Consider the following 24956-nt stretch of genomic DNA (forward strand, 5'->3'; position numbering starts at 1 on the left):
CAGGAGGTACCGGACATGACAAGCATTGCACCCCGGCATTTTGCGCCGTCTTCACTCATCTGGGCCGAAATGACCCGTGCCGAACTGGCGGCCAAGCGGGATGCCGGCGCTCTCGTCATCGTGCCGACCGGGGCGATCGAGCAGCATGGGGACTTTCTTCCCGTCGAGACCGATACGCTGCTGGCTTCGGCCGTCGCCGAACTCGCGGCCAATCGTGTTGTCGGCTTGGAGATTGTCGTGGCTCCCGCCGTCCCGGTAGGCTTTTCACCGCACCACCTGAGCCATCCCGGCACGATCAGCCTGCGGCTGGAAACCTATCTTGCGGTTCTCGCCGATACCGCGCGATCCATTCTCGATTCCGGATTTCCCCGCGTGGTTTTCGTCAACGGTCATGGAGGCAACTCGGCTCCGTTGCGCTCGCTTTGCGCCCAGATGGTGACCGATGGATATGCTATCGGCATGGTCGACTATTTCGCGCCGGGCGAAAAGGACTGGCTGCCCCTCCTGAAAGGAAGCCTTCCGCGAACCGGCCATGCTTGTGAACAGGAAGCTGCGCTGACGATGGCATTGACTTTTCCCGAAGCGCAGGAACGGGTACGGTCGGCGATCGAAGGTCTTCCCGCGCGTCTGATTCAGCCCTGGATCGCAACGGGTCATATGGATGATCCCATAACAGCGTTCGGGGCAGGTTGGCCACCGATTTTCCAGGCTGATGACTGCGGATACTTCGGAGACCCGGCAAAGGCCACAGTTGAAAATGGCGCTCTGATTCTAGAAGCGACGGTTGCGGGGCTGGCATCATTCTTGGAAGCATTTGCGGGTACACCATTGCGGCTGGGAACCGCGCGCGACAAGACCGAGCCGAGACTCAGCGATCGTGTCCGTCAGCGTGGTGTGGGAGAGTAGCGGGAACGTCAGTGTTTTTCGGTACAGTCGGGTTGTTGGGGCAAACCCGATGAAAACCACTCTGCCATCGCTGTTCATCTGCATCGCCTCACGGCGATGGCACATTGGAACGCGGTCACCGCCACGGCGGCCTGATCCAAACAGCATGCCGAAAGCTTACTTGATCGAGCTAACCTGAGATCACCATCGAAAGATAAATTGGGGGTCGCACTCGACGCCGCAGTGCGCATTTACTTTTCTAAAATTGGCACCTAAACAGATCATAATCTATACTATGATCTGTAAATAGATCAATTGTATTGACTTTCTGGAAGGAGAAGAGATATGTGAACGTAACATCTAATGCGTGATGATAGGTTTAGAGATCAAATGGTTGCTGAGTCAGAGGCTTTGCGTGCGATCGGCCGGCTGTTGAAGACGGCACGCAAAAACTTGGGGTTTACTCAAGGGCAAGTTGCCGATTTGGCAGGCATATCACGTCCTCGCTATCGCGAAATCGAGGCTGGAAGCGCGGCTGCTCGCACAACGACCTTGATCAATATTTCGCGGGCACTCGGTCTTGAACTTATGCTCATCCCGCAGGCTATGGTCCCGGCGGTTGATGCCCTGCTGCAGCCCGATGGTGCTGAAGACGACCTTCCTGCGTTCGTGGTCAGCGCCGACGGTGATGCAAATGCCTGAGGCTCCTCTCGATCCGAGATCCATATCGTCACTTGAAGTGCTGCTGAACGATTGGAAGGTCGGCACGATCGTCAGAACGCCTGGTGACTTCAACGCATTCAGCTTCGAGGACAGCTATCGCGCAACGGGCGGCTTTCCCGTGTTGAGCTTGTCTTTCCGTGCGGCAACCGGAGGTCTGCGCAAAGACCCCAAGCCTGTTGCCAGGGCGTTGCCTGCATTCTTTGCCAATCTTCTTCCCGAGGACAAGCTGCGCGAGGCGATGGAAAAGCACCATGCCGGCGGTGTTCGCCCCGGAAACGACTTTGATCTGCTGGTTGCACTCGGGTCGGATCTGCCAGGTGCCGTCCGCGTTGTGCCAAGCGCAGGAACCGTTGCTCGCGTTGACGATCCATCACCTCTGAAATCGAAGGCCCGGTTTTCGCTCGCTGGCGTACAGATGAAGCTTTCCGTCATCAAGAACACGGGCAAGGGCGGCGGTATGACGGTGCCACTGGGCGATGAGCAAGGATCCTATATTGCCAAGTTTCCGTCGACTTCGTTTCCCGGCGTCTCGGAGAACGAATATGCCAATCTCGCTTTGGCCGAAGCAATCGGCATGGACGTGCCGGAACGTGAACTTGTCGAACAGTCGGAGTTCGAAGGGATCCCGGCGGAGTTTGAGACGCTATCGGACGGCAAAGTCTTGCTGGTCAAACGTTTCGATCGTGGCGCTGGTGCCGAACGAATTCATATCGAGGATTTCGCTCAGGTGTTTGGCATCTATCCCTCACGCAAATACGAGGGCGCAGCCTATCACGATATCGCCGCTGCTCTCGGCATCGCTGTATCGTCGGCGGCCCCGATTGAATTTGTCCGCCGACTGGCGTTGGCCGCCATCACCGGCAATGGCGACATGCATCTCAAGAACTGGTCTCTGACCTATCCTGGCGCGGGCGACAAACCCGAGCTCGCTCCTGTTTACGATGTGCTCTCGACCATTCCCTACATCCCGGCGGATGCCATGGCGCTGTCGCTCGCCGGCGAGCGCGCCTTCATGGCGATGAATGCACAGCGATGGAAAGTCTTCGCCAATCGTGCACGTTTGCCGGAAGCGGCGGTGCTCAAAGCGGTGGTCGATACCGTTGAACGCGTCAACCAGCTTTGGTGGTCGCTGCCGGAGCGTGAGGTCGTTCCGGCAAAAGTTCTTGAGCGGATCGATGCTCATGTGAAGTTGATGATACCAATCCTCAGCACGTGCGCGGACTAGCTTAAGGGCGTCGTCTGTCCGAACGGGCACAAGGCTCCGTACTAGCCGGCGCGCAAATTTTCCTGGCGCATTTTCACTCGTTGCCAAAGCGCATCGTCGATGCGACGGGACTTCCTGGATGACATCCCGCGCGGCGCATTCTCTCGCGATCAAGCGGCCCGCCGCATCTGAGGTCGGCGGGCACCGATGATCTGGCGGTTAGTTTGACCTGGGGCTCTCAACACCGGGGTCTTACGCACCATGGGTGGAGAGGGGCCCGAGGCGTTCGTGAATAGCGAGGAGGTAAGGGTACCGGCGCTGCCCGTGGATGCCGTGGATACGACTGCAGCCGGCGACTGCTTTGTGGGCGTACTGGCTTCGGCTCTCGATCGAGGTCTTTCGCTCGACGCAGCAATGCGACGGGCCGCAACGGCCGCCGCAATTGCCTGCTCCCGTCCGGGAAGCCAGTCGAGTATTCCTCTCATGACCGAGACGAATAGTTGGTTGGCCTGAGAAAAAGAGACGAGAGCAGCGCACTGTGCAGACATATGGATGTGACTGAAGTCGACATCAATTAAACCGCGAAGGACGGTATGCGACGAGGCGGTTTCTATCGACATAGACGAGTTGCGGCTGCGCGGTAAAGCCATCAAATGCAAAAGTTATGCGGCAGGCCGGAGCGATGCTGACGCCGCGCAACGCCACTGCCTTCCCGGCCATCTCTAGACTTGCATCTGGCTGGGGGCCGTGAAGCATCGGCCGGGTGTGTTAGATCCTGTCGTAGGTGAACGATGTCAGAAGCGTTGTGACGAAATTACTCGCCTTCTCCTTGACGAGAACTTCGGTCCACTCGTCGGTACCCCGTAGCATCAGCCCTGTGTAAATGCTGTCCACCGCGGCCTCTTCTACACGTTTGATATGCGCGTGAAACGAAGCCTCGTCCCCTGACTTGTAAAGATCCCGGACAACCATTCTCAGGATTTCCTGGATCGCGATCTGCCAGGCCGTATTGATCGCTTGCAGTTCGTTGGCGTGCTCTTTCATAGGATCTCCGATAATTGCCAACCGCGATCAGCAATCGATATGGATCGATCATTTTGATCAGCCATAAAAAAAGGCCAGGCATGATACCTGACCTCGATTGGTAGTTTGCTTTCGACAGTGCCAGTACATCCGTGGTCAAAGGAAAGCAGGTACCGGTTATACGGCCTGCAGATTGCAGGCAGACATCTTGCCCGACTTGTTGTCGCGCTCCAACTCGTAGCCGATCTTCTGGCCTTCGACAATTTCGCGCATACCGGCGCGCTCGACGGCAGAGATATGGACAAAAGCGTCAGTGCCGCCGTCGTCAGGCTGAATGAAGCCGAAGCCCTTGGTGGAATTGAACCATTTAACTGTGCCAGTGGTCATGATGAACCCTTTTCATAGCAATATAGGAAGACCGTGGCGCGGGAAGCGCTACGGATGGCGATAACGATTTTTGAAAGGAAGGTTCGTTCAGGGCGCGGTGCCAATCGCGCAGTAACCAAAGCTCAGCAAGCAAATATCGACAGCTGCATCAATAGGCTTATTGCCAACGCGCGTCAACTTTTAGTTTTTGTATCTGGCGGATTCTACCTATAATCGCATTCATCGATTTTGCAATTCTTCGAGAGGCGTCGCTTTTCCGGCATGTTTTGCGCAGAGCCAGCGCGGTACAAAGTTGACCGGTTCTGTGGCCAGGCGACTTACGATTGCCGCCGATAAAAATGATGCTTGAGAAAGTCAGAGGCTCTGTACCTGACGCCGGAAGGTCGTTCGGGATCCGCCATGTCAGATTCGGCCAGCATCTCCTCGTCCGCGGACAGCTTCCGCATGGGCACGGCGAGGAGCCTACGCCCCGACTCCGCGGTGAGGGCCTCGATCGCCCTCCGCAGGGAACCATGCTTGTCTACGGCGGCCCCCACGTCGGACCCGCTCCGTCCAAGGTGTTCGCCCACAAGCGCATTCCGCTGCTCGGTGATTTTAGCGGAGACATTCTCCTGATCGGGGCCAGCTTCGATGATGATGTCACATTCGGTGTCATAGCCCATCGAACGATTGTTGAGATTGGCCGATCCAAGTTTCAGAACCCTGTCATCGGCGATCATGATTTTGGCATGCACGTAAATCGCTGTCCCGGCAGCGTTGACAGGATAAAGCAGACGGAAACGATCGTACATGTCGGCCGTCCGGACCAGGCTCATCAGCCGGATTCGAGCGGAGTCCATCGTCTTGGCTTCAAGCCAGCCATTCGCGCCTTGCGGGTTGACCACGATGACCTCGGGGCCATCCGCTTCTTTGAGCCGTTCGGCGATTGCTTCCGCAACGCGACGCGACGCAAAATACTGGCTTTCGATATAGAGCGTCCGCTCTGCGTTCTTGATGATAGCGAGCGTGGCCGTTTCGATTTCGACGGTCTGCTTGCGACCTTCGTATTCCGGCAATGTGCGCGCTATGCCGATATCGATGTTGCGGAAATCCACTTCGAGATCGTCCGGCCATGCATCTGAGCACGTCTTAACCCGCTCAAGCGTTTCGTCCGTTGCAGTCTGCCAGCGTGACCGCGCCAGTTCGGCAAGTGTTGCTGCCGCGTCGCCGGAGAAGCATGTTGTCGCGTCATGCCAAGGGTTCTGGGCAAATCCCATCGGCGAGCGGCGACGCTTGTCCTTTTCCAGGTGATCGGGCGTATCCCACCGCCCGACGGTCATGTCGATACCGCCGCAGAATGCGACCTGGTCGTCGATGACAAGGAGCTTCATGTGGTGCGCGGACGCTAGAGGATGCGCGCTGTCCAGCTTTAGGTGCACGCGCTTGGAAAACATCCAGCCGAACATGTAAAGCGGCGTCTCTCCGCGCACGGCCGACGAAAGCAGGCCCATGTCCCACTTGAGGATACGGATAGTGAGCTGATCGTTCCGTTTGGCGAGCCAGTTCAGGAAACTTCCGAGCTTGTCTGGCGGCCCGTCTTCGTGTTTACCGGGAACAAGATCGATACGGGTGTCGAAATCCCATCCGATCAACAGGATCGATTCGCGTGCCTTCAGCATGGCTTGCCGGGCAAGCCGGAAGAAATCCGCGGCGTCGACGATCACCGACAGCCGGTCGGCACGGCTGATGCGCCAGCACGTTTCGCCTTCTGCCAATATCGTTCGCATGCCGTATACCAAATGACCTCGTTGCGGCCGCTATGTAGTGTCCGCTGTGGCTTTGACCAGTCGGCACCATCTCCTGCGAAGCCTCGGCGCAGATTTGATCAGCCTTAGTGTGGATCGTCAGCTGCGCAGAATGATCCGCTGCTCGCATAAATCATTACGGATGGTGGTGGCGGCGACTGAAGCCTGGCCCATGGCGCTGCTGATCTGGTCGAGACCCAGTACGACATCGCCAGCCGCATAGAGCCCAGTGACAGTAGTTCTTTGGTGCCGGTCGACCTCGACGCATCCCGCAGCGGTCCGCGTCACTCCAAGGGCTGCTGCAAGTTCCGACCGCACGTCGGATCCCAGCGCCGCGTAGATTGAGGCGAAGGTCAAAACGCGGTCAGTCAATATGAGGGTGATCTTGTCATCGTCCAACTCGATCCCAGCGACCGGGCCTGCAAAGACTTCTACTCGGTATCGCGCCAACGTGAGCAACTGTTCCCCAGTCAGGTCGTGGGCGCCTTCCGGCGCGATCAGGGTTATGCGGGAGGTAAAACTCCTCAGGAACAGGGCCTCGTTGAATGCGCGTTCCCCGGTTCCGAGAACACCGATGTGCTTATCGGTAATCTCGAAACCATCGCAGACCGGGCAGTATCGGATCAGCCCTTTCGCCAGCGCATCGGCGTGTAGTTCGTCAGACATCGGCGGTCTGTGATTTACGACGCCAGTGGCCAGCAGTACGGCTCGCGCGATGATAGGGTCATCGTTTGCCGTCGCGATAAAGCTGTCACCGTTGCTTTTCAGGGATGTCACCTCCGCGATGCGAAGCTGTGCCCCATACCGTTCGGCCTGGAGCCGCATCCGCCGGACAAGATCGTGCCCAGGTATCCCCTCCGGAAAACCTGCATGATTGTGAGTAATAGGGATGGATGCAGCGCGCCCCTGGCCGTGATCCACCACGATCACGCTCAGGTGGAACCGCGCCAGGTAGATGGCGGCGGTAAGACCGGCTGGTCCACCGCCGATCACGAGACAGTCATACATCATCGAGCTCGATCATGCGGTCAGCACTACCTTGATGCAGTTGTCTTTCTTGTCGCGAAAGGTTTCGTAAAGGGCAGGGCCGTCCTCGAGCCTTGCCCGGTGGGTGATAATGAAGCTCGGGTCGATCTCGCCTTCTTCGATGCGTCGCAGGAGATCCAGAGAATAGCGGTTGACGTGGGTCTGCCCGGTTCGGATCGTCAACCCCTTGTTCATGGCCGCCCCGAACGGGACCTTGTCGAGGAAGCCACCGTAGACGCCGGGGACCGACACGATCCCGCCCGGACGGCAAGCCATGATGGCGGCGCGCAGGGCGTGAGGTCGGTCTGTGCCCAGAAGCGTCGCAGCCTTGACTTTGTCGATGATTGCATCGAACGACGCGGTGGCATGGGACTCGGCTCCGACCGCATCGATGCACTTGTCTGCGCCGTGACCGCCTGTCATTTCCTTGATCCGCTCGAGAATGGTCGCGTCTTCATCGGCGAAGTTGATGATTTCTGCGCCCGCCTGTTGTGCCAAGGCGAGGCGCTCGGGCACGTTGTCGATCGCGATGACACGCGCCGCTCCCTGCATCAGCGCGCTCTTGATGCAGAACTGGCCAACGGGGCCGCAGCCCCAGATCGCCACGATGTCGGAAGGTTCGATCTCGCAATTGGCAGCCGCCATCCAGCCTGTCGGGAAGATATCGCCGAGAAACAGCGCCTGTTCGTCGCTCATGCCGTTCGGGACGACGATCGGCGAGACGTCGGCGTAAGGCACACGGACATACTCCGCCTGGCCGCCGGCATAGGCCCCGGTCAGGTGAGAATATCCAAACAGACCTGCGGTCGGATATCCGAAGGCCTTGGTGGCGTTGTCGGCATTCCGGTTCGTCCGCTCACAGACCGACCAGTTGCCTTTCAGGCATTGCTGGCAATCGCCACAGCAGATGGTGAAGGGGACGACCACTCTATCCCCGACCTTCAGCTTCTTGTTATCGCGTCCAACCTCAACCACTTCCCCCATGAACTCGTGTCCAAGAATGTCGCCTTTTTCCATGAAGGGAATATAGCCATCCATAAGATGCAGGTCGGATCCGCAGATGGCGCAAGCGGTCATCTTGATGATGACGTCTCGGCCGTCCTCGATCGTCGGTTCAGGAACCGTGTCGCAGCGGATATCGCCCTTGCCGTGCCAGCAAAGTGCCTTCATGTGATAATCTCCTTGTTGTCATTTTGCCCAGCTGTCCCGCTCGCACGGATTTCCGTGGTTGCTGCAAGGAAGAGTGCGGCTACGCCGACGAGATAGCTGGGCCACCGGAAATCCGGCGGGAAGTCGAGCAGCGATGGCAAGACCAGCATGAAAGGCAATGCGATGGCGATAAGACCAACAATGTAATCGATCACGCCGTGAACAAGCGTGGGAACGAACCGCATTCGTCATTCTCCGTTTTACGGTGGCTAGACCCAACGGAAGTTCTCTCGGTTTGTTCCTTTGCGTTTTTGATCGATGGCACGACCGTGGCAGAGAATGTGGTACCGGGCAGGAGCTGGGAGTTTCCCTATCTGTGACCCGATCAGGCGCGATGTCCTCGAGACGAGCGGGGATCGTTCGGCGATGCTCCGGCGCAAGGTCTCGAAGGGGGCCTCCGCGCGGGAGACCTCGAGAGGTCGCCGTGAGCCTCGATCGCACCGACAAGGCTGAAAAGCCTTTCTGAGTCAGTCAGTTGAACTGCGAAGACATCGCCTCACTGCACCTCGTTGACATAGCGGTGGTTGGCGGTGGTTGCCCGGTGCGCTGAAATCAAAACCGGTACGGCCATCTGGTCATAGGCCACTTCATCGATCGTTAGGACCGCTGCTGGCGGGCTCAGGTCCAGCCAATGGGCATCGGGCTCGGTCGCAAGGTCGGCGCCGATCTGCTCGCGTATGGCCGAGATGCGGATCCCATAGTTTTCCAGCAGGTGCAGGTAGAAGAGCTGAGGGATTTCCTCCGGCCTTTCCGGGAAGTCCGGAACCCGTTCGCAAGACAGGGTCAGCGTCTCGTGCATGATCGGCCGCTCATCGATGTAACGTACCCGGTGGAAGGTGACGATCGGCGATCCTTCGTCGATCTGAAGTTTTCGCGCATCGGCCGCGCAAGCAACGCTTCGGTCGAGCGATGTCACCTTCGTGACCGATTTGCTGAGCGAGCCATCCAGCCCGTGCAGTCGAAAATACTGAAAAAACAGTCGCAGGCTGTGCTGCGGCTTGCGGCCGGTCACGACGGTGCCAGTCTTGCGACGGCGGCTGAGAAGGCCGTCATTGGTGAGATCCATCAGCGCCCGCCGGATCGTGCCCACCGCCACGCCGTAGGTTTGCGACAGCGCCACTTCGCTCGGCAGAACCGAACCCGGTTCCAGTTTGCCGAGCATGATCGCTTCGGTGATCTGTCGTTTGACGACTTCATAGAGCGGCAACGACAATTCCGTCAGCTTGATCGCTCCTGATGAATTATTGGGCAGTTCCGGCAATGATTTGCCTCTTCTTTGGAGTTGACTCAGGGTATCGATCTACGCAGTATTACTATATAGTTTATATTAAAGCGCAAGCTGGGGAGGCTGGCGCGACGGGGACCGGGGACACTGCCATGAACACGCCGCCGCCAGCTTCTTCGCAACAGATCCTTGGATCTGCCATGGCAGCGATTGAGCAGGATGTCGAGGTTGCTGTCCATGATCTGGCCCGGATGATCGAAGTTGACACCTCATTCCCGCCGGGTCTGGGTTATGACGCTTTTGCCGATCTGATGGGCGAACTCCTTTCGCCCTTGGGGTTTGAGTTCGAGCGGGTCGTCGTGCCTCGTGATCTTTGGTACGTGCCCGGTGGACCGGCATCCGGCGAGCGGACCAACCTCATTGCTACCCGCGAAACGGGAAAGCCCGTCTGCGGTCTTTATTATCACGTCGATACGGTCCCGGCCGCGCCTGGCTGGGCGCGCGATCCTTTGAAGCTGACGGTTGAGGGTGACGATCTGTTCGGGCTGGGCGCAGCGGATATGAAGGGCACTATCGCAGCAACCCTGCTGGCGTTGCGGGCCGCCAAAAAATGCGGCCTGCCTCTGTACTACGATCCGATGCTGCTCCTCTGCACCGACGAGGAAGGGGGCCTGTATCCCGGCATTCGCTATCTGGCGGAGCAGGGCATGTTGAAAGGTCATATCCTCAATTTCAACGGGTCCGCGGCGCCGCGCATCTGGGCGGGTTGCTTCGGTGTCTTCCATCTGCAGGTGACGATCAGGGGGCACGCCGTTCATGCGGGCGAAGGCAATCGCACCGGCGCCGGCATCAATGCTATCGAAGGCGCCTTGCCCTTGCTGAATGCCTTGATGGCATTGAAGCCGGGTGTCGCCAGCCGGGCATCCGCGCTGCCGCCGCCGCCGCACACCACAGGTCCGCTGCGACCGCAGCTGTCGATTTCGGCCGTCAACGGCGGTACCGCCGGCGGGCAGGTGCCGGCGGAGATCAAGATTCTCGTGAGCCGGCGTTACGCGCCGGAAGAAAACTATGAGGACGCGCGCGCAGAGATCGAAAGCCTGATCCGCGACAGCGTCGCCGGCACAGGGCTGGGGCTCGAAGCGGACTTAGTCGGCCATCTCATCCCGACGGACGATCCGGAAGGTCCCCATTGGCCACGCTGGCAAAAGGCGCTGTCGCTGGGTTTCGGCTACAAGCCGGAAGACTTTCAAAAATGGGGCGCCGCGAGCTGTTCCGACTTTGGCTACGTGCAGAAGTCGGGCTTCGCACAGGAGGTGCTGCTGGGCGGGCTCGGCCGCCCGGAAAGCTGCATCCACAGTCCCGAAGAGCATACCACCCGCCAGGACATCATCGCCTTGGCGAAAAGCATACTGGCCTATCTCGCGGCGGACTTTGCCGCCGAAGCCATTCCTGAAAACCGCGCCTGAACCATAAGGGAACTGAAAAATGCTGGAAATGAAACGTCGCCTCTTCCTCGCCGGCACCGCCGCCGTCTTTGCTGCACCAGCGCTTGGCCTGGCGCAGACCGCAAAGTCCGCCAAGGGCGGCACGCTGCGTATCTCGGTCGACCAGGCCGCAAGCGTCATCCATCCGCTTTTGACGCGCGTCAACCCGGAATATCTGGTTACCGAGCTGCTCTATAGCAATTTGACACGCCTGAAAGTCGACATGTCGGTCGAGCCCGACCTGGCCGAAAGCTGGACGCCCAATGACGGCCTGACCGAATGGACGTTCAAGCTGCGCAAGGGCGTGACCTTCCATGACGGCTCGCCGTTCACGGCAAAGGACGTCGTCGCCACCTTCAAGGCAATCCTTAATCCGGCAACCGCGTCGCCCGGCCGCAACAATGTCGGCCCGATCTCCGACATCGTCGCCGTCGACGATACGACCGTGCTGTTCAAGCTCTCCGGCGCCTATGCCGACTTGCCGGTCGCAATGGCCTACACCAACGCTCGCATCATTCCGGCTTCGATCGCCACCGGCGACCTCAAGAGCCTTTCCACCAAGGCTGTCGGCACCGGCCCGTTCAAGCTGGTTTCCTACGAGCCTGACCGTCTGATCGTCGTCGAACGCAACCCGAACTATTACGACCCGGCTCGCCCTTATCTCGATCGTATCGAGGTCCAGGTATTCCCGGATATCTCTGCCGAAGGCTCGGCGATGATCGCCGGCAATGTCGACATCATCTCGACGCTGCAGCCGACCGAATACCTCCGGCTTGACGGCAATGACGGCGTCGAGGTCCTGCGCACGCCGTCCGGCCAGTTCTGCAACATCAACTTCGGTTGCGACACGGCACCGTTCAACGATGCGCGCGTCCGCCGTGCGATCGCGCTCACGGTCGATCGCGAGGCGATGGTCAACTTCGTTACCGAAGGTTTCGGCACGCCGGGCAACGACACGCCGCTGAACCCGTCCTACCAGTTCTTCAAGGCTGCCAAACAGCGCCAAAAGAATATCGCGGAAGCCAAGAAGCTGCTCGCGGAAGCCGGTTTCCCGAATGGCCTGCAAGCGACGCTCATCGCCTCCGACCGCCCGGCCGTGCGCACGCAGCTTGCCGTCGCCCTCAAGGAAATGGCCAAGGAAGCCGGCATTACCATCAACGTCCAGACGATGCCGCATGCCACCTATCTGGAGCAGGTGTGGAAGAAGGGCAGTTTCTACGTCGGCTTCTACAACATGCAGCCGACCCCGGACGGCATCTTCAAGCTTCTCTATACTTCGGATGCCTCCTGGAACGAGACGCGCTGGAACAACAAGGCCTTCGACGCCCTGGTCGCCGAAGCCCGCGGCACGATCGACGCCGCCAAGCGTACCGAGCTTTATACCAAGGCCCAGGAACTGATGAACGAGGAAGTGCCCTCGATCATCCCGTCCTTCTTCGACGTATTGTCGGCCAAGCGTAGCTGGGTCAGCGGTTACCAGGCGCATCCGCGCGCCTCGGTCTTCCGCCTCGACTACGCTTCCCTGACCGACAAGGCGCCCAAGCGCGGCTGATCCCGAACAATGCCGGGCGCTCCTTGAGCGTCCGGCTGGTGGAACAAGGAACACGACCGTGTCCCCGAACTATGTAGCCAAGCGGCTGGTGATGATCGTCTATACGCTCTTCATCGTATCGCTCATCGTCTTCGCCATCACCCAGATCCTGCCGGCCGATGCCGCCGTCATGATGCTGGGTGAGAATGCGACCCAAGACGCCCTCGCTGCACTGCGGGAAAACATGGGGCTCAACGCTCCGGTGTGGCAGCAATATGCAATTTGGCTCGGCCACGTGCTGCAGGGCGATCTCGGAACCTCGCTGCGCACCGGCCAGCCTGTCGGCCCCGTGATGTTCGAGGCGCTCGGCCGTTCGCTGCTTTTGGCCCTCCTGTCGATCGGCCTGATGCTGGTTCTCGCCATTCCGCTCGGCATCATCGCCGCCGTCCGTCGCGGCAAGATCGCCGACATGGTCGTCAGCCTGATCTCCTATGCCGGCGTGGCGCTTCCGGAATTCGTCACGGCAACCATCGCCGTCCTCGTCTTTGCCGACCTGATGAAATGGTTGCCGCCGACCGGCTATGTGCCGCTCACCGAGAATTTCGCCAGCGGCATTGCGCATCTGGTCCTGCCGGTCTGCGTCATTTCGGTGATCCTGATCGCCCACGTCTCGCGGATGGTTCGCTCTGAACTCGTCGACGTGCTGCATACCGACTATATCCGCGCCGCCCGGCTGAAGGGAATTTCACGCGGACAAGTCCTTCGTCGCCATGCGTTGCGCAATGCGCTCTTGCCGACCATTACCATAGTTGCGCTCGATGTGGGTTACCTGCTCGGTGGCGTCATCGTCGTCGAAGAGATCTTTGCCATTCCCGGCATCGGCCGCCAGTTGATCGTGGCGATCCAGGCGCGTGACCTGCCGGCCATCCAGGCCGGCGTGCTGATCATGGCGGCCACCTATTCGATCGTCAATTTCATCGCCGACATCCTCTATGCCTGGCTCGACAAGAGGATCCAGTATGACTGATTTCACCAAACGCCTTCTGCGCACGCCGCAGGGCGCGATCGGCCTGTTCCTTGTCCTGCTGGTGCTGGTGATCGTGCTGCTCGGACCAATGCTCGCGCCGCACGACCCGGAAACTCTTGCACCGCTGGCGCGATACAAGGGGCCGAGCGCCGCCTACTGGCTGGGAACTGATCAATACGGCCGCGACATCTTCAGCCGCCTGCTGATCGGCGCCCGCGCCACCGTGGTCATGGCCGTGCTCGCAACCATCGCCGGCACGCTGTTCGGCGCCTTCGTCGGGACCACCTCCGCCTTCCTCGGCGGTCGCGCTGACGAGTTGATCATGCGAACCATCGACGCCGTCATGTCGATCCCGAGCCTGCTGTTTGCGCTTCTGGTGGTCAACCTGCTCGGGTCCAGCACGGTCAACGCGCTGATCGCCGTTGCCATCGCGTTCGCGCCGGGCATGGCCCGCATCACCCGCAGCGTCGCGCTGTCGGTGCGCAAGCAGGATTACGTCAACGCGGCGGTCGCCCGTGGGGAGAGCTCCGCCTACATCATCCTGCGGGAAATGCTGCCGAACGTCATTGCGCCGATCATTGTCGAGATGACCATCCGCGTGTCCTTTGCAGTCATGCTGTTTGCAACGCTCAGTTTTCTCGGTCTCGGCGCGCAGCCGCCGGCGGCCGAATGGGGCCTGATGGTCTCGGAGGCGCGCCGCTACATGCACCTGAGTGCCGGTATCCTGATCTGGCCGAGCGTGGCGATCGCCGTCGTCGCCGTCGGCTTCAACCTTCTGGGCGACGGTCTTCGCGATGCCCTCAATCCGCGAACCTGAGGCCACGACCATGACGACAAAACCAGAAACTCCGGTTCTCGCGATCGAGAACTACTCGTTGGATTATGACACGGCCTCCGGCGTCTTCCATGCGCTCAAGAATATCGACCTCTCCGTCCACCGAGGCGAGATCCTCGGCCTGGTGGGTGAATCCGGTTCCGGCAAGACCTCGCTTGCCTGGTCGATCATGCGCTATCTGCCCAAAAACGCCCGCGAACCGAGCGGCCGCATCCTGCTGAGCGGCGAGAACCTGCTGGAAAAGACCGATGTCCAGATCGAGGCCTTTCGCGGCCGGCGCATCAGCATGGTCTTCCAGGATCCGAGCACGTCGCTCAACCCGACCCTGTCGCTCGGCACCCAGCTCGCCGAGGTGCTGGTCCGTCACCGCGGACTGACACGGCAGCAGGCCTGGAAGGAAGGCGAGGCGATGCTTGATCGCGTCGGCCTGAAGACGCCGGCAGCAATGATGAACCGCATGCCGCACGAGGCATCGGGCGGCGAGAAGCAGCGCGTCGTCATCGCATCGGCGTTCGCGTGCAATCCCGAATGCATCATCTTCGACGAACCGACGACGGCGCTCGACGTCATCACCTCATGCCAGATCCTTGACCTGTTCGTGGAACTGCAGGCCGAGACCGGTGTCGCCTCGCTCTACATTTCCCACGATCTGGCGCTGGTGTCGCGCACGGCCAGCCGCGTCGCGGTCATACGTCGCGGCGACATCGTCGAGCAGGGCGCGGTGCGCGATATCTTTGCCAATCCGCAGCAGGACTATACCCGCGAACTGATCGCGGCGGTTCCTGACCCGGCCCATAGGCTGGTCGACGACACTGTCGTTGAAACGAACAACCCGCTGGTGCGGGTCGAGAACGTCAGCGTCCACTTCGGCCGCAAGCCGTTCCTGGCAGCGCTGACCGGTCGTAAGACGGAACGTGTCGCCGGCAACAATGCCATCAGCCTCAGCGTCAATCCGGGCGAAATTCTTGGCATCGTCGGTGAATCCGGCTCCGGCAAGTCGACCCTGGCGAAGGCGATGACCGGTCTCAACCGCTTCGAGGGCAAGATCTGGTTCGACGGTCGCGAGATCAGGAACCTTGGCGACATGGACAATGCCTATCGCAAGGACGTGCAGATCATCTTCCAGCACCCCGACGCCTCGCTCAATCCTCGCCACAAGATCAGCGAGATCCTGTCGCGGCCGCTAAAGCTGTTCGGGGACGCGTCTCATCTCGACCAGAAGGTGGGCGACATGCTGGAGCAGGTGCGCCTGCCGCGCACCCATGCCCAGCGGTATCCGCATCAGCTGTCGGGCGGCGAGAAACAGCGGGTGGCGATCGCCCGTGCGTTCGCCTCCAAGCCGAAACTGGTCATCTGCGACGAGATTACTTCCGCACTCGACGTGTCGGTGCAGGCGTCCATCGTCCAGCTGCTGCTGGAACTGCAGAAGGCCAGTGGCACCGCCTATCTGTTCATTACCCACGACCTCAACCTTATCCGCCAGATCGCCCACCGGATCGCCGTGATGTATCGCGGCAATCTCGTCGAGATCGCACCGGCAGCGGACATCGATAGCCAGGATCGCGCCGAATATACCCGCCGCCTGATCAGTGCGGTGCCGCGCGCGGCCGGCCAATACCTATGACAATGCATCAAGGAGCATGACAATGGACCCGAAGTCCCTGGTGGATCGGATCGACGAAAAGGCCTGCCTCGATTTCCTGTCGAAGATGGTCCAGCACAAGAGCCATTCGGAAACCGACGGCGAGCGTGAACTTGCGCGCTACATGGCCGGCGAACTGGAAAGGATCGGCGTCGAAGCCGAACTGCAGCCATTCGACGAAGGCCGCCGCTTCAACACGATCGGACGCCTCAAGGGTACCGGCGGCGGCAAGAGCCTCCTGTTCAACGGCCATCTAGACACCAACCCGGTGACCGAAGGCTGGACGGTCGATCCCTACGCCGGCCTCATCGATGAGAGGTTCATCTACGGTATCGGCGTGTCGAACATGAAGGCCGGCGATGCCGCCTATTTCTGTGCGGTCAAGACGCTGCTCGAGGCCGGTGTCAAGCTCAAGGGCGACGTTATCCTGACCTTCGTGGTCGGCGAACTGCAGGGCGGCGTCGGCACGCTTGCGGCGATCAGACACGGCGTCAAGGCGGACTATTTCATCAACAGCGAACCGAGCGATCTCGTCGCCGTCACCATGCATGCGGCGGCTCTCAGCTATGTCATCGAACTGACCGGCGACACGCGCCATCTCTCCAAGCGCGAAGAGTCTGTCGATGCGATCGCGGCGGCTTGCGACATCATCCCGCGCATCAACGCCATGACCTTCAGCGGCGCCAGGAGTGACGTGCACCGGTCGATCAATCGCGGCCATGTCGGCGTCGTCCATGGTGCACTCGGCCGCAGCCTTGAGGAATGGCGTCCGCCACAGGTGGCTGATTTCGTCCGCCTCAAGGGTTCGTGCCGTTATGCGCCGGGGCAGACGCAGGAGGGCGTGTTGGCCGATCTCGAAAAGGAACTGGTGGACCTCGAAGGCCGCTTCCCCGGCCTCAAGGCCAAGCTGGTTCCGGAATTGATCGAGGGTCGCCCGCTGATGCCGCCCTTCGAGGTCTCGCCGGAATCGCGCATCGTCAAGTCGATCAACGCGGCCTATGAAGCCGTGCGCGGCGAAAAACAACCGACCGGCGCAATCACGCCGACCCGCTTCTACGGTACCGATGCCGGCCATCTCTACAAGGAGCTCGGCATGGAAGGTATCGTGTGCGGCCCCGGCGGCCGTTACAACACCATGCCCGACGAGCGTGTCGACATCGTCGACTATCTCGACATGATCCGCGTCTACATGCTGACCATCCTCGATATCTGCGAGGTTGCCTGATCATGTTCTCCCGGGCGGAGTTCGATAGTCGTATCGCACGCGCCCGGGACGCCATGGCATCAGCCGACGTCGATCTGCTGCTCGTCGACAGCGGCGAGCTGCTGGCTTGGCTGACCGGCTACACCGTCTCCGAAACCATGTACCGCGCCGCCTTTTTACCGCGCGAGGGCGATGCCTGGTTCACGCTGCGGGCGCTGGACGAGGCGCCGTGCCGGGAAAAGAGCTGGATTTCCGACGTGGTCGGTTTTGCCGATACCGACGAAGCACAAGCGGTCGTCGCGGCAAGCATCCGCGAGCGCCGATTTGCCGGTGCGCGCATCGGCCTCGATACCAATTCCTACAGCATGAGCGCTGCAACGTTCATGCGGCTTTCGGCGCTGCTGCCGGATGCGAAGTTCATCCCGATGCCGGGGCTCAGCGACAGCCTGCGCTGGGTCAAGTCGGAGGAGGAGATTGCCATCCTCCGCCAGGCATCTGCAATCGCCGACAAGGCGATGATCGAGATCGCAAGACAGGCTCGTCCGGGAATGACCACCCGCGATGCGGCGGCAATCGCCTCGCAGGTCTTCCTTCGTGAAGGTGCCGATACCGGGGAAGTGGGTCCGATCGTCAAGGCCACCGGCAACCACGAGTTTCTGCACGGCGCATTCAGGACCGAAACGATCACGGAGGGCGACGTCCTACATGTCGAACTCATCCCGCGCGTCGGAAACTATGGGGCGCGGATGATGCGGCCGGTCGTCGTGGGTGCTCCCTCCGCGGCACTTACCGCGACGGCTGGAAAGCTGATCGAGCTGCAGGATCGGCAGATCATGGCGATGAAGCCGGGCGCCATGGCGCGAGACGTTGATGCGATCATGCGCCGAGGTGCGGTCGACATGGGCCTCCGACCGACCTACGAAAACGTCACCGCCTATACGCTCGGTCTCTATACCCGCACGCCCCGCACTAGCGACTTTTCGCGGGCTCTACTGCCCACATCCGACTGGCCGCTGGAGGAGGGGATGGTGTTTCACCTTTATGCTACAGCTCAAGGCCTGGGCTTCAGCGAAACGGTGGTCGTCGATAAAGGGGGAGGCGTTCGGCTCACGAACACGCCGAGACAGGTTTTGGCGCCTAACCCAGCTGGTCGTTGATCAGAGGTGGATCCATGACGGGCTGCGTCTGTTCCAGGAAAAACCGCATGAGCCGCCAGCACCTTCGCGGCCCCTTACTCTCAAGCTAGTCCTAGGCGCTGTGTCGCGGTATCAATCTTCCCGTAAAAAGACGATTGAGATCCCGCTCTTCCGGATCCGCCAAAACTTTGACGAGGTATTCAACCATTTCCGTAAGGGGCTGCCGATAGGTGGTGAGGCGGTAGTTTGGATTGTCCGCCTGGGGCACGTCGTCAAAACCTGTAATGGCGATGTCCTTGGGAATTTCCAGTCCCAGCTTGTGCCGGATAACGTCACTTGCCCCCATTGCGAGTGCGTCATTCTCGCAAACGATGACATCCGGCAAGTCTGATGGCCCCCGATGGCTTAACGTTTCCATCACGATAGTTGCGGCCAGCGCGGGATCATAGGCAGGAACCGTGACCGACTCGGGTTGGAACGAGAAATGTTTCCCCCAGTATTCGAGAAATGTTTCTTTCCGGAGCAGATGTGCCGAATGGCTTTGGGGGCCTGCAACGAATAGAGGGCGTCGGTATCCGCGTTGATGCACGTAACGCGCCAGTTCTGTCATTGCTCCGACATCATCGACTGCGATCGAGATGGTGTCCGGGTTCTCCGAACTACGGGCGAAGACGATCAGCTTGCGGAAGCGGCGAGCCTGCAGCGCTGTTTCCAGTACGTCGTCGTCAAATTGGATGCCGATCAGGATTACCGCGTCGACGCGCCGCTGGCTTGCGTTCAGCAGCGCATGGCCAGCATCGTCTCTGTTCAGCGTGTTTACCAGCAGGATGTCCCAGCCCTCGCGCCGCAGGATACGGGTGAGGCGCTCCATCATGACCAGCTTGTGCGGATTGGCGAAGTCGTCGATCAGCAGCGCTACCAGGTTGGATCTGTCCGAGGCGAGGCTTGCGGCACGCAAATCAGGCAGATAGCCGAGACGCTCTGCCGCAACCATCACCTTCTGGAGGCTTTTCGGCGAGATGGATGCATCTTTGCGGAAGGCGCGATTGACCGTCCAGCGCGACACGCCTGCAGCGATTGCGACATCGTCCGCCGTGACGTTTTCGGCAAAAGGGGGTCTCTTTTGGTTCGGCATTCCGATCTCCCGCCTCTGTTTTGTATTGGTTTCGCCTCCATTGATAGCGCCTTTTTCATTTATCCCATCTTTTTTGCTCACGGGAGCAGATTTTTCTTGCTCGCGCGAGCAAATGTAAGGATAGTCCGTTTCAAGGCGGCGGGAGGCCGCTTTCGGGAGGATAATAGTGCTGAGAATTGGATTGCTCGGTGCCGGCCGTATTGGCCGTGTGCACGCCATTAATATTGCCGGTCATGCCAGGAGCGAACTGGTCGCCGTGGCGGACGTTAACGACGAGGCTGCGCGATCCCTTGCCAGCTTCTACGATGCGAAGGCACTGAGTTCCGAGGCGATCCTCAAGGACGCTTCGATCGATGCCGTGCTGATCGCGACCTCTACTGATACCCATTCCGATTTGATCGAGGAGGCCGCGAAGGCCGGCAAAGCCGTGCTTTGTGAAAAGCCGGTGGATCTCTCGCTGCAGCGAGCCAAGGCATGCTTGGCGATGGCTTCGGCCACTGGTGTTCCGGTCATGATCGGCTTTAATCGTCGCTTCGATCCGAATTTTGCAAGGGTCAAGGCGGCATTGGACGCCGGCGAAATCGGCAAGCCGGAACTGCTTTCGATTACCTCGTTCGACCCGGCTCCGCCGCCGGTCAGCTATATTAAGGTGTCGGGCGGGCTGTTTCGCGACATGATGATTCACGACTTCGACATGGCGAATTTCCTGATGGGAGATGCGCCGAAGACCCTTCACGCGACTGGAACGTCGATCGTCGATGCCGAAATCGGCGCGGCAGGCGACGTCGATACCGCCGTTGTCACGCTGACCTATGCCGACGGGCGTATCGCGGTCATCAAGAACAGCCGCCGCGCCGTCTACGGTTATGACCAGCGTGTCGAGCTGCTGGGCGCTGAGGGACTGCTGTCGGCGGCAAATGTACTCGAAAACACGGTGTCCAAGGCGACGAAAGCCGGCGTGACGAGCGCCAAGCCAGAGTTCTTTTTCCTGGAGCGCTACATGCGCGCCTATGCGGCGGAATGGGATGCCTTCCTGCGCGCCATTCTCGACGGTGCCCCCATCCCGGTCACGCTGGCGGACGGCGTTGCGGCGCTGGCGATGGCCGAGGCTGCGACCCAGTCGGCACGGTCGGGCCAATCGGTCGATCTGGCGCCTTAAGCATTTAGGGCGGTGGCCGGGGCCATCGCGCACGCATTGCCGCGGCACACGGGAGGTGTCGCCGCCGGCTGTCGGTTCCGGCCTGCTTGGCCGGAGGAATGGACGTACGGGAGTGACGTCCAAGGGGAATTCAATCGGGAGGTTAGCATGAAGAAATTATTAGCATCCGTCGCCATCGCCGCGGTCGTCGCCATGGCCGGTCCTGCCCTTGCGACCGACATCATCGTCGTGGCTCACGGCCAGGCGAACGATCCGTTCTGGTCGGTGGTGAAAAACGGCGTCGAAAAGGCGGCCAAGGATACAGGCGTTAAAGTCCAGTTCCGCTCGCCGGAAACTTTCGACATGGTTCAGATGGGCCAGATGATCGACGCCGCCGTCAACCAGGACCCCGACGGCCTCGTCGTCTCGATTCCTGATGGCGACGCGCTGGGTCCGGCGATCAAACGCGCAGTTGCTGCCGGCATTCCGGTCATTTCCATGAATTCCGGTTCGGATGTCGCGCACAAGCTCGGTGCGTTGCTGCATGTTGGTCAATCGGAATTTGACGCCGGAAAGATCGCCGGCCAGAAGCTTGCCGAACTGGGCGGCAAAAAGGCCATTTGCGTCAATCAGGAAGTCGGCAACGTTTCGCTCGACCTGCGTTGCGCCGGCTTCAAGGAAGGTTTCGGCAAGGCGGTCAAAGTGCTCCCGACCACCAACGATCCGGCGGAAGTCGAAGCCAAGGTGCGCGCAGCACTGGAGTCCGATCCGGACTTGAATGTAATCCTTGCACTCAACGCCTCGCTCGTCGGCGAGCCCAGCGTCAAGGCGGCGCAGGCGGTTGGACGCAACACGGTGTTGATCTCCACCTTCGACCTGTCAGCCGGTTTTCTCAAGTTCATCGCGGACGGCAAGGCGGCATTCGCGATCGACCAGCAGCAGTTCCTGCAGGGCTATCTGCCCGTCGCCTTCCTCGCGCTCAATGCGCAATATGGCCTTGTTCCAGGTGGTGACGTTCCGTCCGGGCCGAACCTCGTGACCAAGGAGGCTGCCGCCAAGGTCATCGATCTTTCGGCCAAGGGCATCCGTTAACCGCAGTTGATTGCCGGGCCGCAGCGTTCCACGTCGCGGCTCGGCCACCGATCAGGAGGCAGGTCAATGTCGACAGAAACGCTGGTGCGAGCGGACGAACGGGTCAAAACCGAGTCCTTCGCAACGAAACTCATGAAGCGGCCGGAACTTGGGGCGATCGGAGGGGTCGTTCTCGTCACCGTGTTCTTTTTCCTGACCGCAGACCGCACCATGTTCACGCTATCCGGGATCATGAACTTCATGACGCCGGCCGCACAGCTTGGCATTCTCGGCATCGCCGCCGCCATGCTGATGATCGGGGGCGAATTCGATTTGTCGATCGGCTCGATGGTGGCTTTTGCGGGCATGGTCTTTGGCGTCTTCGTTGTCAACATCGGCATGCCGCTCGTCATCGCAATACCATTGACGATGGGGCTCGCCGCGGCACTTGGCGTGACCAACGGGCTGATCGTGCTGCGCACGGGGTTGCCTTCATTCATCGTCACGCTCGCCGGTCTTTTCGTGTTGAGGGGCGCATCACTGGTCGGCCTGAAAATCTTCACCGGCGGTTCCACCCAGCTGCGCGGCATCCGCGAAGCAGTCGAGGGCGATTTCCTGGCGCCGATCTTTTCCGGTGACGCCTTCGGCTTTATTCTGACGTGGCTGGCAAAGGCGGGTCTTGTCGACAGCTTCAAATCCGGCGTGCCAAAGGTGCCGGGCATCCCGGTCGAGATTATCTGGTTTATCGCCTTCGCGCTGGTCGCAACTTATGTCCTGCTGCGCACGCCGGCCGGGAACTGGATCTTTGCCACTGGCGGTGACGCCTTGGCGGCGCAGAATTCCGGTGTGCCCGTCCGTCGGGTCAAGATCTCGCTGTTCATGCTGACGGCCATGGCCGCCGCGCTGGTTGCCATCATCACTGTGATCGATGCCGGTTCCACGGACGCCCGCCGCGGCTTTATGAAGGAGTTCGAAGCGATCATCGCCGCAGTCATCGGCGGCTGCCTCCTGACCGGCGGCTACGGTTCGGCGATCGGTGCCTTCTTCGGTGCGATCATCTTCGGCATGGTCACCATCGGGCTGACCTATACCCGCTTCGACCAGGACTGGTTCCAGGTTTTCCTCGGCGCGATGCTGCTGCTCGCCGTGATCTTCAACAACGTCATCCGCCGACGTGTGACCGGAGAGCGCTGAGATGTCCGCCCCTATCATCCATATGGAAAACATCAAAAAGCACTATGGCAACGTCATCGCGCTCAATGGCGTGACCTTCGACCTGCGCGCCGGGGAATGCCATTGCCTGCTCGGCGACAACGGTGCCGGCAAGTCGACCTTCATCAAGACCATGTCGGGCGTGCACAAGCCGACCGAGGGCTCCATCACTTTCGAGGGAAGGCCGCTTTCCTTCGACAGCCCGCGCGACGCCATGGAGGCCGGCATCGCCACGGTGTTCCAGGATCTCGCCATGATCCCGCTAATGTCCGTGACCCGCAACTTCTTCATGGGACGCGAGCCGACCAAGGGACGGGGCCTGTTCAAGCGCTTCGATATCGACACCGCCAACGAGATTACCATGGCGGAAATGCGCAAGATGGGCATCAACCTGCGCGGCCCCGACCAGGCGGTCGGCACACTTTCGGGTGGTGAGCGGCAGACCGTGGCGATTGCCCGCGCCGTCTATTTCGGAGCCAAGGTGCTGATCCTCGACGAGCCGACCTCGGCGCTCGGGGTGCGGCAGACCGCCAATGTACTTTCGACAATCAACCGCGTGCGTGCTCAGGGAATAGGCGTCGTGTTCATCTCCCACAACGTCCGCCATGCGCTTGCCGTGGGCGACCGCTTCACCGTGCTCAACCGTGGGCAGACGCTCGGCACCGCTACCCGCGGCGAAATCACTGCCGCCCAGCTACAGGACTTGATGGCCGGCGGCCAGGAAATGGCCGAGCTCGAAGGCTCGCTCGGCGGAACGGTCTGAGGTAGCCAGAATGGATAATTCGTCCTTACTCCCTCAACGTCCGCTCGGGGTCGCCCTCATCGGCACGGGCTTCATGGGCAAGTGCCACGCCATGGCCTGGCGCAACGTCGCCGCGGTATTCGGCGGCGCGCATCACCGGCTTGAGATCCTGTCGGATGCCACACCGGAGAGTGCCGAGGCCTTCGCCCGCCAGTTCGGTTTTGCCCGCGCCACCGGGCGCTGGGAGGAAGCCGTAGTCGATCCAAAGGTTGACATAGTCTCGATCACTGCTCCGAACGGCATGCACCGCCCGATGGCCGAGGCGGCGCTCAGGGCCGGCAAGCACGTATGGCTGGAAAAGCCGATGGCCCTAACGCTCGCCGACGCCGAGGCCATGGCGGCGACGGCAGCCGCACATCCGGGCCAGGTGACCATCCTCGGCTACAACTATCTGAGGAGCCCGGCCTTCCAGGCGGCCCGCGGCCTGATCCGCGACGGCGCGATCGGGCGACCGGGCGCCTTCCGCGGCGTCTATGACGAAGACTATTCGGCCGACCCGCTCCTCCCGTGGTCGTGGCGAATGACTCACGAGGCTGGCGGACTGGGCGCACTCGGCGACCTTGGCTGCCACCTCGTGAGCCATATGCTGGCGTTGATGGGGCCGGTCAGCGAAGTGGTCGCCCAGACCCAGGTGACCATCCCCACGCGCCCTTCTCCAGATGGGCCGAAACGGGTCGAGAACGAGGACAGTGCTCTGGCGCTCCTGCGCTTCGCCTCGGGTGCGCAGGGTTCGTTCGCCACCTCCCGTGTGGCACGGGGCCGCAAGTGCCGGCTGCAATGGGAGGTGCATGGCAGCGACGGCACGATCGTGTTCGATCAGGAGAACATGAACGAATTGTGGGTGCATCGCGCCGGCGATGCCGGCTTCGTGCGTCATCTGACCGGACCCGGGCAACCGGACTTTACCGCCTTCTGTCCGGCGCCGGGACACAATTTCGGCTTCAACGAGCAGAAGGTGGTCGAGGCGCGCGACCTGCTGCTGGCGATCGCTGGCGGTCCGAACTCAGGTCCCGATTTCGCCCAAGGGCTCGACATCGAGAAGGTCATTCACGCCATGGCCGCCTCGAATGGAGCGGTCGTCCGCATCGAAATGCAGTGAACGTGAGGGAGAACGTGATGTCATCGCCATTCGGCGCGGTGCGATCGATGCGGCACTGAGGGCTGAGAACCTCCAGCTGACAGAGCCTCATTCGCGACCCGTATCGGCTGAACGTCTAACAACATCGTCTGCGGCAGCGTCAGGCCCCGAATGAAGACGAACCTTCCTATGTCC

24 protein-coding genes are annotated in these 24956 nt (G+C 60.6%); 16 read left to right on the forward strand and 8 right to left on the reverse strand.

What is annotated here, in order from left to right; genetic code table 11:
* Nucleotides 1-15 precede the first annotated feature (15 nt).
* The 4 genes from GQ59_RS05990 to GQ59_RS30965 all read left to right on the forward strand — a co-directional run bounded on the left by GQ59_RS05990 (nt 16) and on the right by GQ59_RS30965 (nt 3325).
* Entirely contained in the window at nt 16-906 is an 891-nt protein-coding gene (locus GQ59_RS05990; RefSeq protein ID WP_037078773.1) for a creatininase family protein, read from the forward strand.
* 369 nt (nt 907-1275) lie between these two features.
* Entirely contained in the window at nt 1276-1587 is a 312-nt protein-coding gene (locus tag GQ59_RS05995; protein WP_037079190.1) for a helix-turn-helix domain-containing protein, read from the forward strand.
* The gene (locus GQ59_RS06000) at nt 1580-2833 is read left to right on the forward strand and encodes a type II toxin-antitoxin system HipA family toxin (RefSeq protein ID WP_037078775.1); all 1254 of its coding nucleotides are present in this window, start codon (nt 1580-1582) and stop codon (nt 2831-2833) included. The genes GQ59_RS05995 and GQ59_RS06000 overlap by 8 nt, the downstream gene beginning before the upstream one ends.
* Before the next feature lie 240 nt (nt 2834-3073).
* A complete protein-coding gene (locus tag GQ59_RS30965) occupies nt 3074-3325 on the forward strand; it encodes a PfkB family carbohydrate kinase (protein WP_084683067.1) in 252 nt (83 codons plus the stop codon).
* 255 nt (nt 3326-3580) lie between these two features.
* Here the strand turns inward: GQ59_RS30965 and GQ59_RS06005 are convergent, their stop codons facing one another.
* From GQ59_RS06005 to GQ59_RS06035, 7 genes are all read right to left on the reverse strand, one after another.
* Nucleotides 3581-3856 (reverse strand): hypothetical protein, encoded by a 276-nt coding sequence (locus tag GQ59_RS06005; RefSeq protein ID WP_037078777.1) that lies wholly within the window; start codon nt 3854-3856, stop codon nt 3581-3583.
* Nucleotides 3857-4012: 156 nt separating this feature from the next.
* Complete coding sequence (locus GQ59_RS06010) at nt 4013-4222, reverse strand: cold-shock protein (RefSeq protein ID WP_037078778.1); 210 nt, start codon at nt 4220-4222, stop codon at nt 4013-4015.
* Between the two features lie 317 nt (nt 4223-4539).
* Complete coding sequence (locus tag GQ59_RS06015) at nt 4540-6000, reverse strand: phospholipase D-like domain-containing protein (RefSeq protein ID WP_244447913.1); 1461 nt, start codon at nt 5998-6000, stop codon at nt 4540-4542.
* Between the two features lie 105 nt (nt 6001-6105).
* The gene (locus GQ59_RS06020; RefSeq protein WP_037079192.1) at nt 6106-7014 is read right to left on the reverse strand and encodes an NAD(P)/FAD-dependent oxidoreductase; all 909 of its coding nucleotides are present in this window, start codon (nt 7012-7014) and stop codon (nt 6106-6108) included.
* A gap of 12 nt (nt 7015-7026) precedes the next feature.
* Nucleotides 7027-8202, reverse strand: coding sequence for a zinc-dependent alcohol dehydrogenase (locus GQ59_RS06025; protein ID WP_037078784.1), 1176 nt, complete (start codon nt 8200-8202; stop codon nt 7027-7029).
* Nucleotides 8199-8426, reverse strand: a complete 228-nt coding sequence (locus GQ59_RS06030) for a hypothetical protein (protein ID WP_037078787.1) — start codon at nt 8424-8426, stop codon at nt 8199-8201. The genes GQ59_RS06025 and GQ59_RS06030 overlap by 4 nt, the downstream gene beginning before the upstream one ends.
* Nucleotides 8427-8737: 311 nt before the next feature.
* Nucleotides 8738-9502 carry a GntR family transcriptional regulator gene (locus GQ59_RS06035; RefSeq protein WP_051903818.1) on the reverse strand — a complete coding sequence of 255 codons (765 nt, stop codon included), beginning with the start codon at nt 9500-9502 and terminating at the stop codon, nt 8738-8740.
* Between the two features lie 116 nt (nt 9503-9618).
* On the opposite strand from GQ59_RS06035, the gene GQ59_RS06040 reads away from it, so the two are divergent.
* Genes GQ59_RS06040 through GQ59_RS06070 form a run of 7 tightly spaced genes read left to right on the forward strand, consistent with a single transcriptional unit; the run spans nt 9619 to nt 18346 of the window.
* Entirely contained in the window at nt 9619-10932 is a 1314-nt protein-coding gene (locus GQ59_RS06040; protein ID WP_037078793.1) for a M20 family metallopeptidase, read from the forward strand.
* A 19-nt stretch (nt 10933-10951) separates the two neighbouring features.
* On the forward strand, nt 10952-12502 hold the full coding sequence (locus GQ59_RS06045) for an ABC transporter substrate-binding protein (protein ID WP_037078795.1): 1551 nt from the start codon (nt 10952-10954) through the stop codon (nt 12500-12502).
* Nucleotides 12503-12560: 58 nt separating this feature from the next.
* Entirely contained in the window at nt 12561-13508 is a 948-nt protein-coding gene (locus GQ59_RS06050; RefSeq protein ID WP_037078798.1) for an ABC transporter permease, read from the forward strand.
* The gene (locus GQ59_RS06055; protein ID WP_037078801.1) at nt 13501-14325 is read left to right on the forward strand and encodes an ABC transporter permease; all 825 of its coding nucleotides are present in this window, start codon (nt 13501-13503) and stop codon (nt 14323-14325) included. The genes GQ59_RS06050 and GQ59_RS06055 overlap by 8 nt, the downstream gene beginning before the upstream one ends.
* Nucleotides 14326-14335: 10 nt before the next feature.
* Nucleotides 14336-15967, forward strand: a complete 1632-nt coding sequence (locus GQ59_RS06060) for a dipeptide ABC transporter ATP-binding protein (RefSeq protein WP_037078804.1) — start codon at nt 14336-14338, stop codon at nt 15965-15967.
* A gap of 22 nt (nt 15968-15989) precedes the next feature.
* Nucleotides 15990-17210, forward strand: coding sequence for a M20 family metallopeptidase (locus tag GQ59_RS06065; RefSeq protein WP_037078807.1), 1221 nt, complete (start codon nt 15990-15992; stop codon nt 17208-17210).
* 2 nt (nt 17211-17212) lie between these two features.
* Nucleotides 17213-18346 (forward strand): M24 family metallopeptidase, encoded by a 1134-nt coding sequence (locus tag GQ59_RS06070; RefSeq protein ID WP_037078810.1) that lies wholly within the window; start codon nt 17213-17215, stop codon nt 18344-18346.
* Nucleotides 18347-18437: 91 nt separating this feature from the next.
* Here the strand turns inward: GQ59_RS06070 and GQ59_RS06075 are convergent, their stop codons facing one another.
* Nucleotides 18438-19541, reverse strand: a complete 1104-nt coding sequence (locus GQ59_RS06075) for a LacI family DNA-binding transcriptional regulator (RefSeq protein ID WP_244447914.1) — start codon at nt 19539-19541, stop codon at nt 18438-18440.
* Nucleotides 19542-19626: 85 nt separating this feature from the next.
* On the opposite strand from GQ59_RS06075, the gene iolG reads away from it, so the two are divergent.
* The 5 genes from iolG (at nt 19627) to GQ59_RS06100 (ending at nt 24782) form a co-directional block, all read left to right on the forward strand.
* Nucleotides 19627-20619: an inositol 2-dehydrogenase gene (iolG, locus tag GQ59_RS06080; RefSeq protein WP_037078812.1), complete on the forward strand. Its 993-nt coding sequence runs from the start codon at nt 19627-19629 to the stop codon at nt 20617-20619.
* 147 nt (nt 20620-20766) lie between these two features.
* Nucleotides 20767-21690, forward strand: coding sequence for a sugar ABC transporter substrate-binding protein (locus GQ59_RS06085; RefSeq protein WP_037078814.1), 924 nt, complete (start codon nt 20767-20769; stop codon nt 21688-21690).
* A 66-nt stretch (nt 21691-21756) separates the two neighbouring features.
* Complete coding sequence (locus GQ59_RS06090; protein ID WP_037078816.1) at nt 21757-22863, forward strand: ABC transporter permease; 1107 nt, start codon at nt 21757-21759, stop codon at nt 22861-22863.
* Between the two features lies 1 nt (nt 22864).
* Complete coding sequence (locus GQ59_RS06095) at nt 22865-23644, forward strand: ATP-binding cassette domain-containing protein (protein WP_037078818.1); 780 nt, start codon at nt 22865-22867, stop codon at nt 23642-23644.
* 10 nt (nt 23645-23654) lie between these two features.
* Nucleotides 23655-24782, forward strand: a complete 1128-nt coding sequence (locus GQ59_RS06100; protein ID WP_037078820.1) for a Gfo/Idh/MocA family protein — start codon at nt 23655-23657, stop codon at nt 24780-24782.
* The last annotated feature ends 174 nt before the right edge of the window (nt 24783-24956 follow it).

The organism is Neorhizobium vignae (assembly GCF_000732195.1).
In the GTDB taxonomy this organism is placed as follows: domain Bacteria; phylum Pseudomonadota; class Alphaproteobacteria; order Rhizobiales; family Rhizobiaceae; genus Neorhizobium; species Neorhizobium vignae.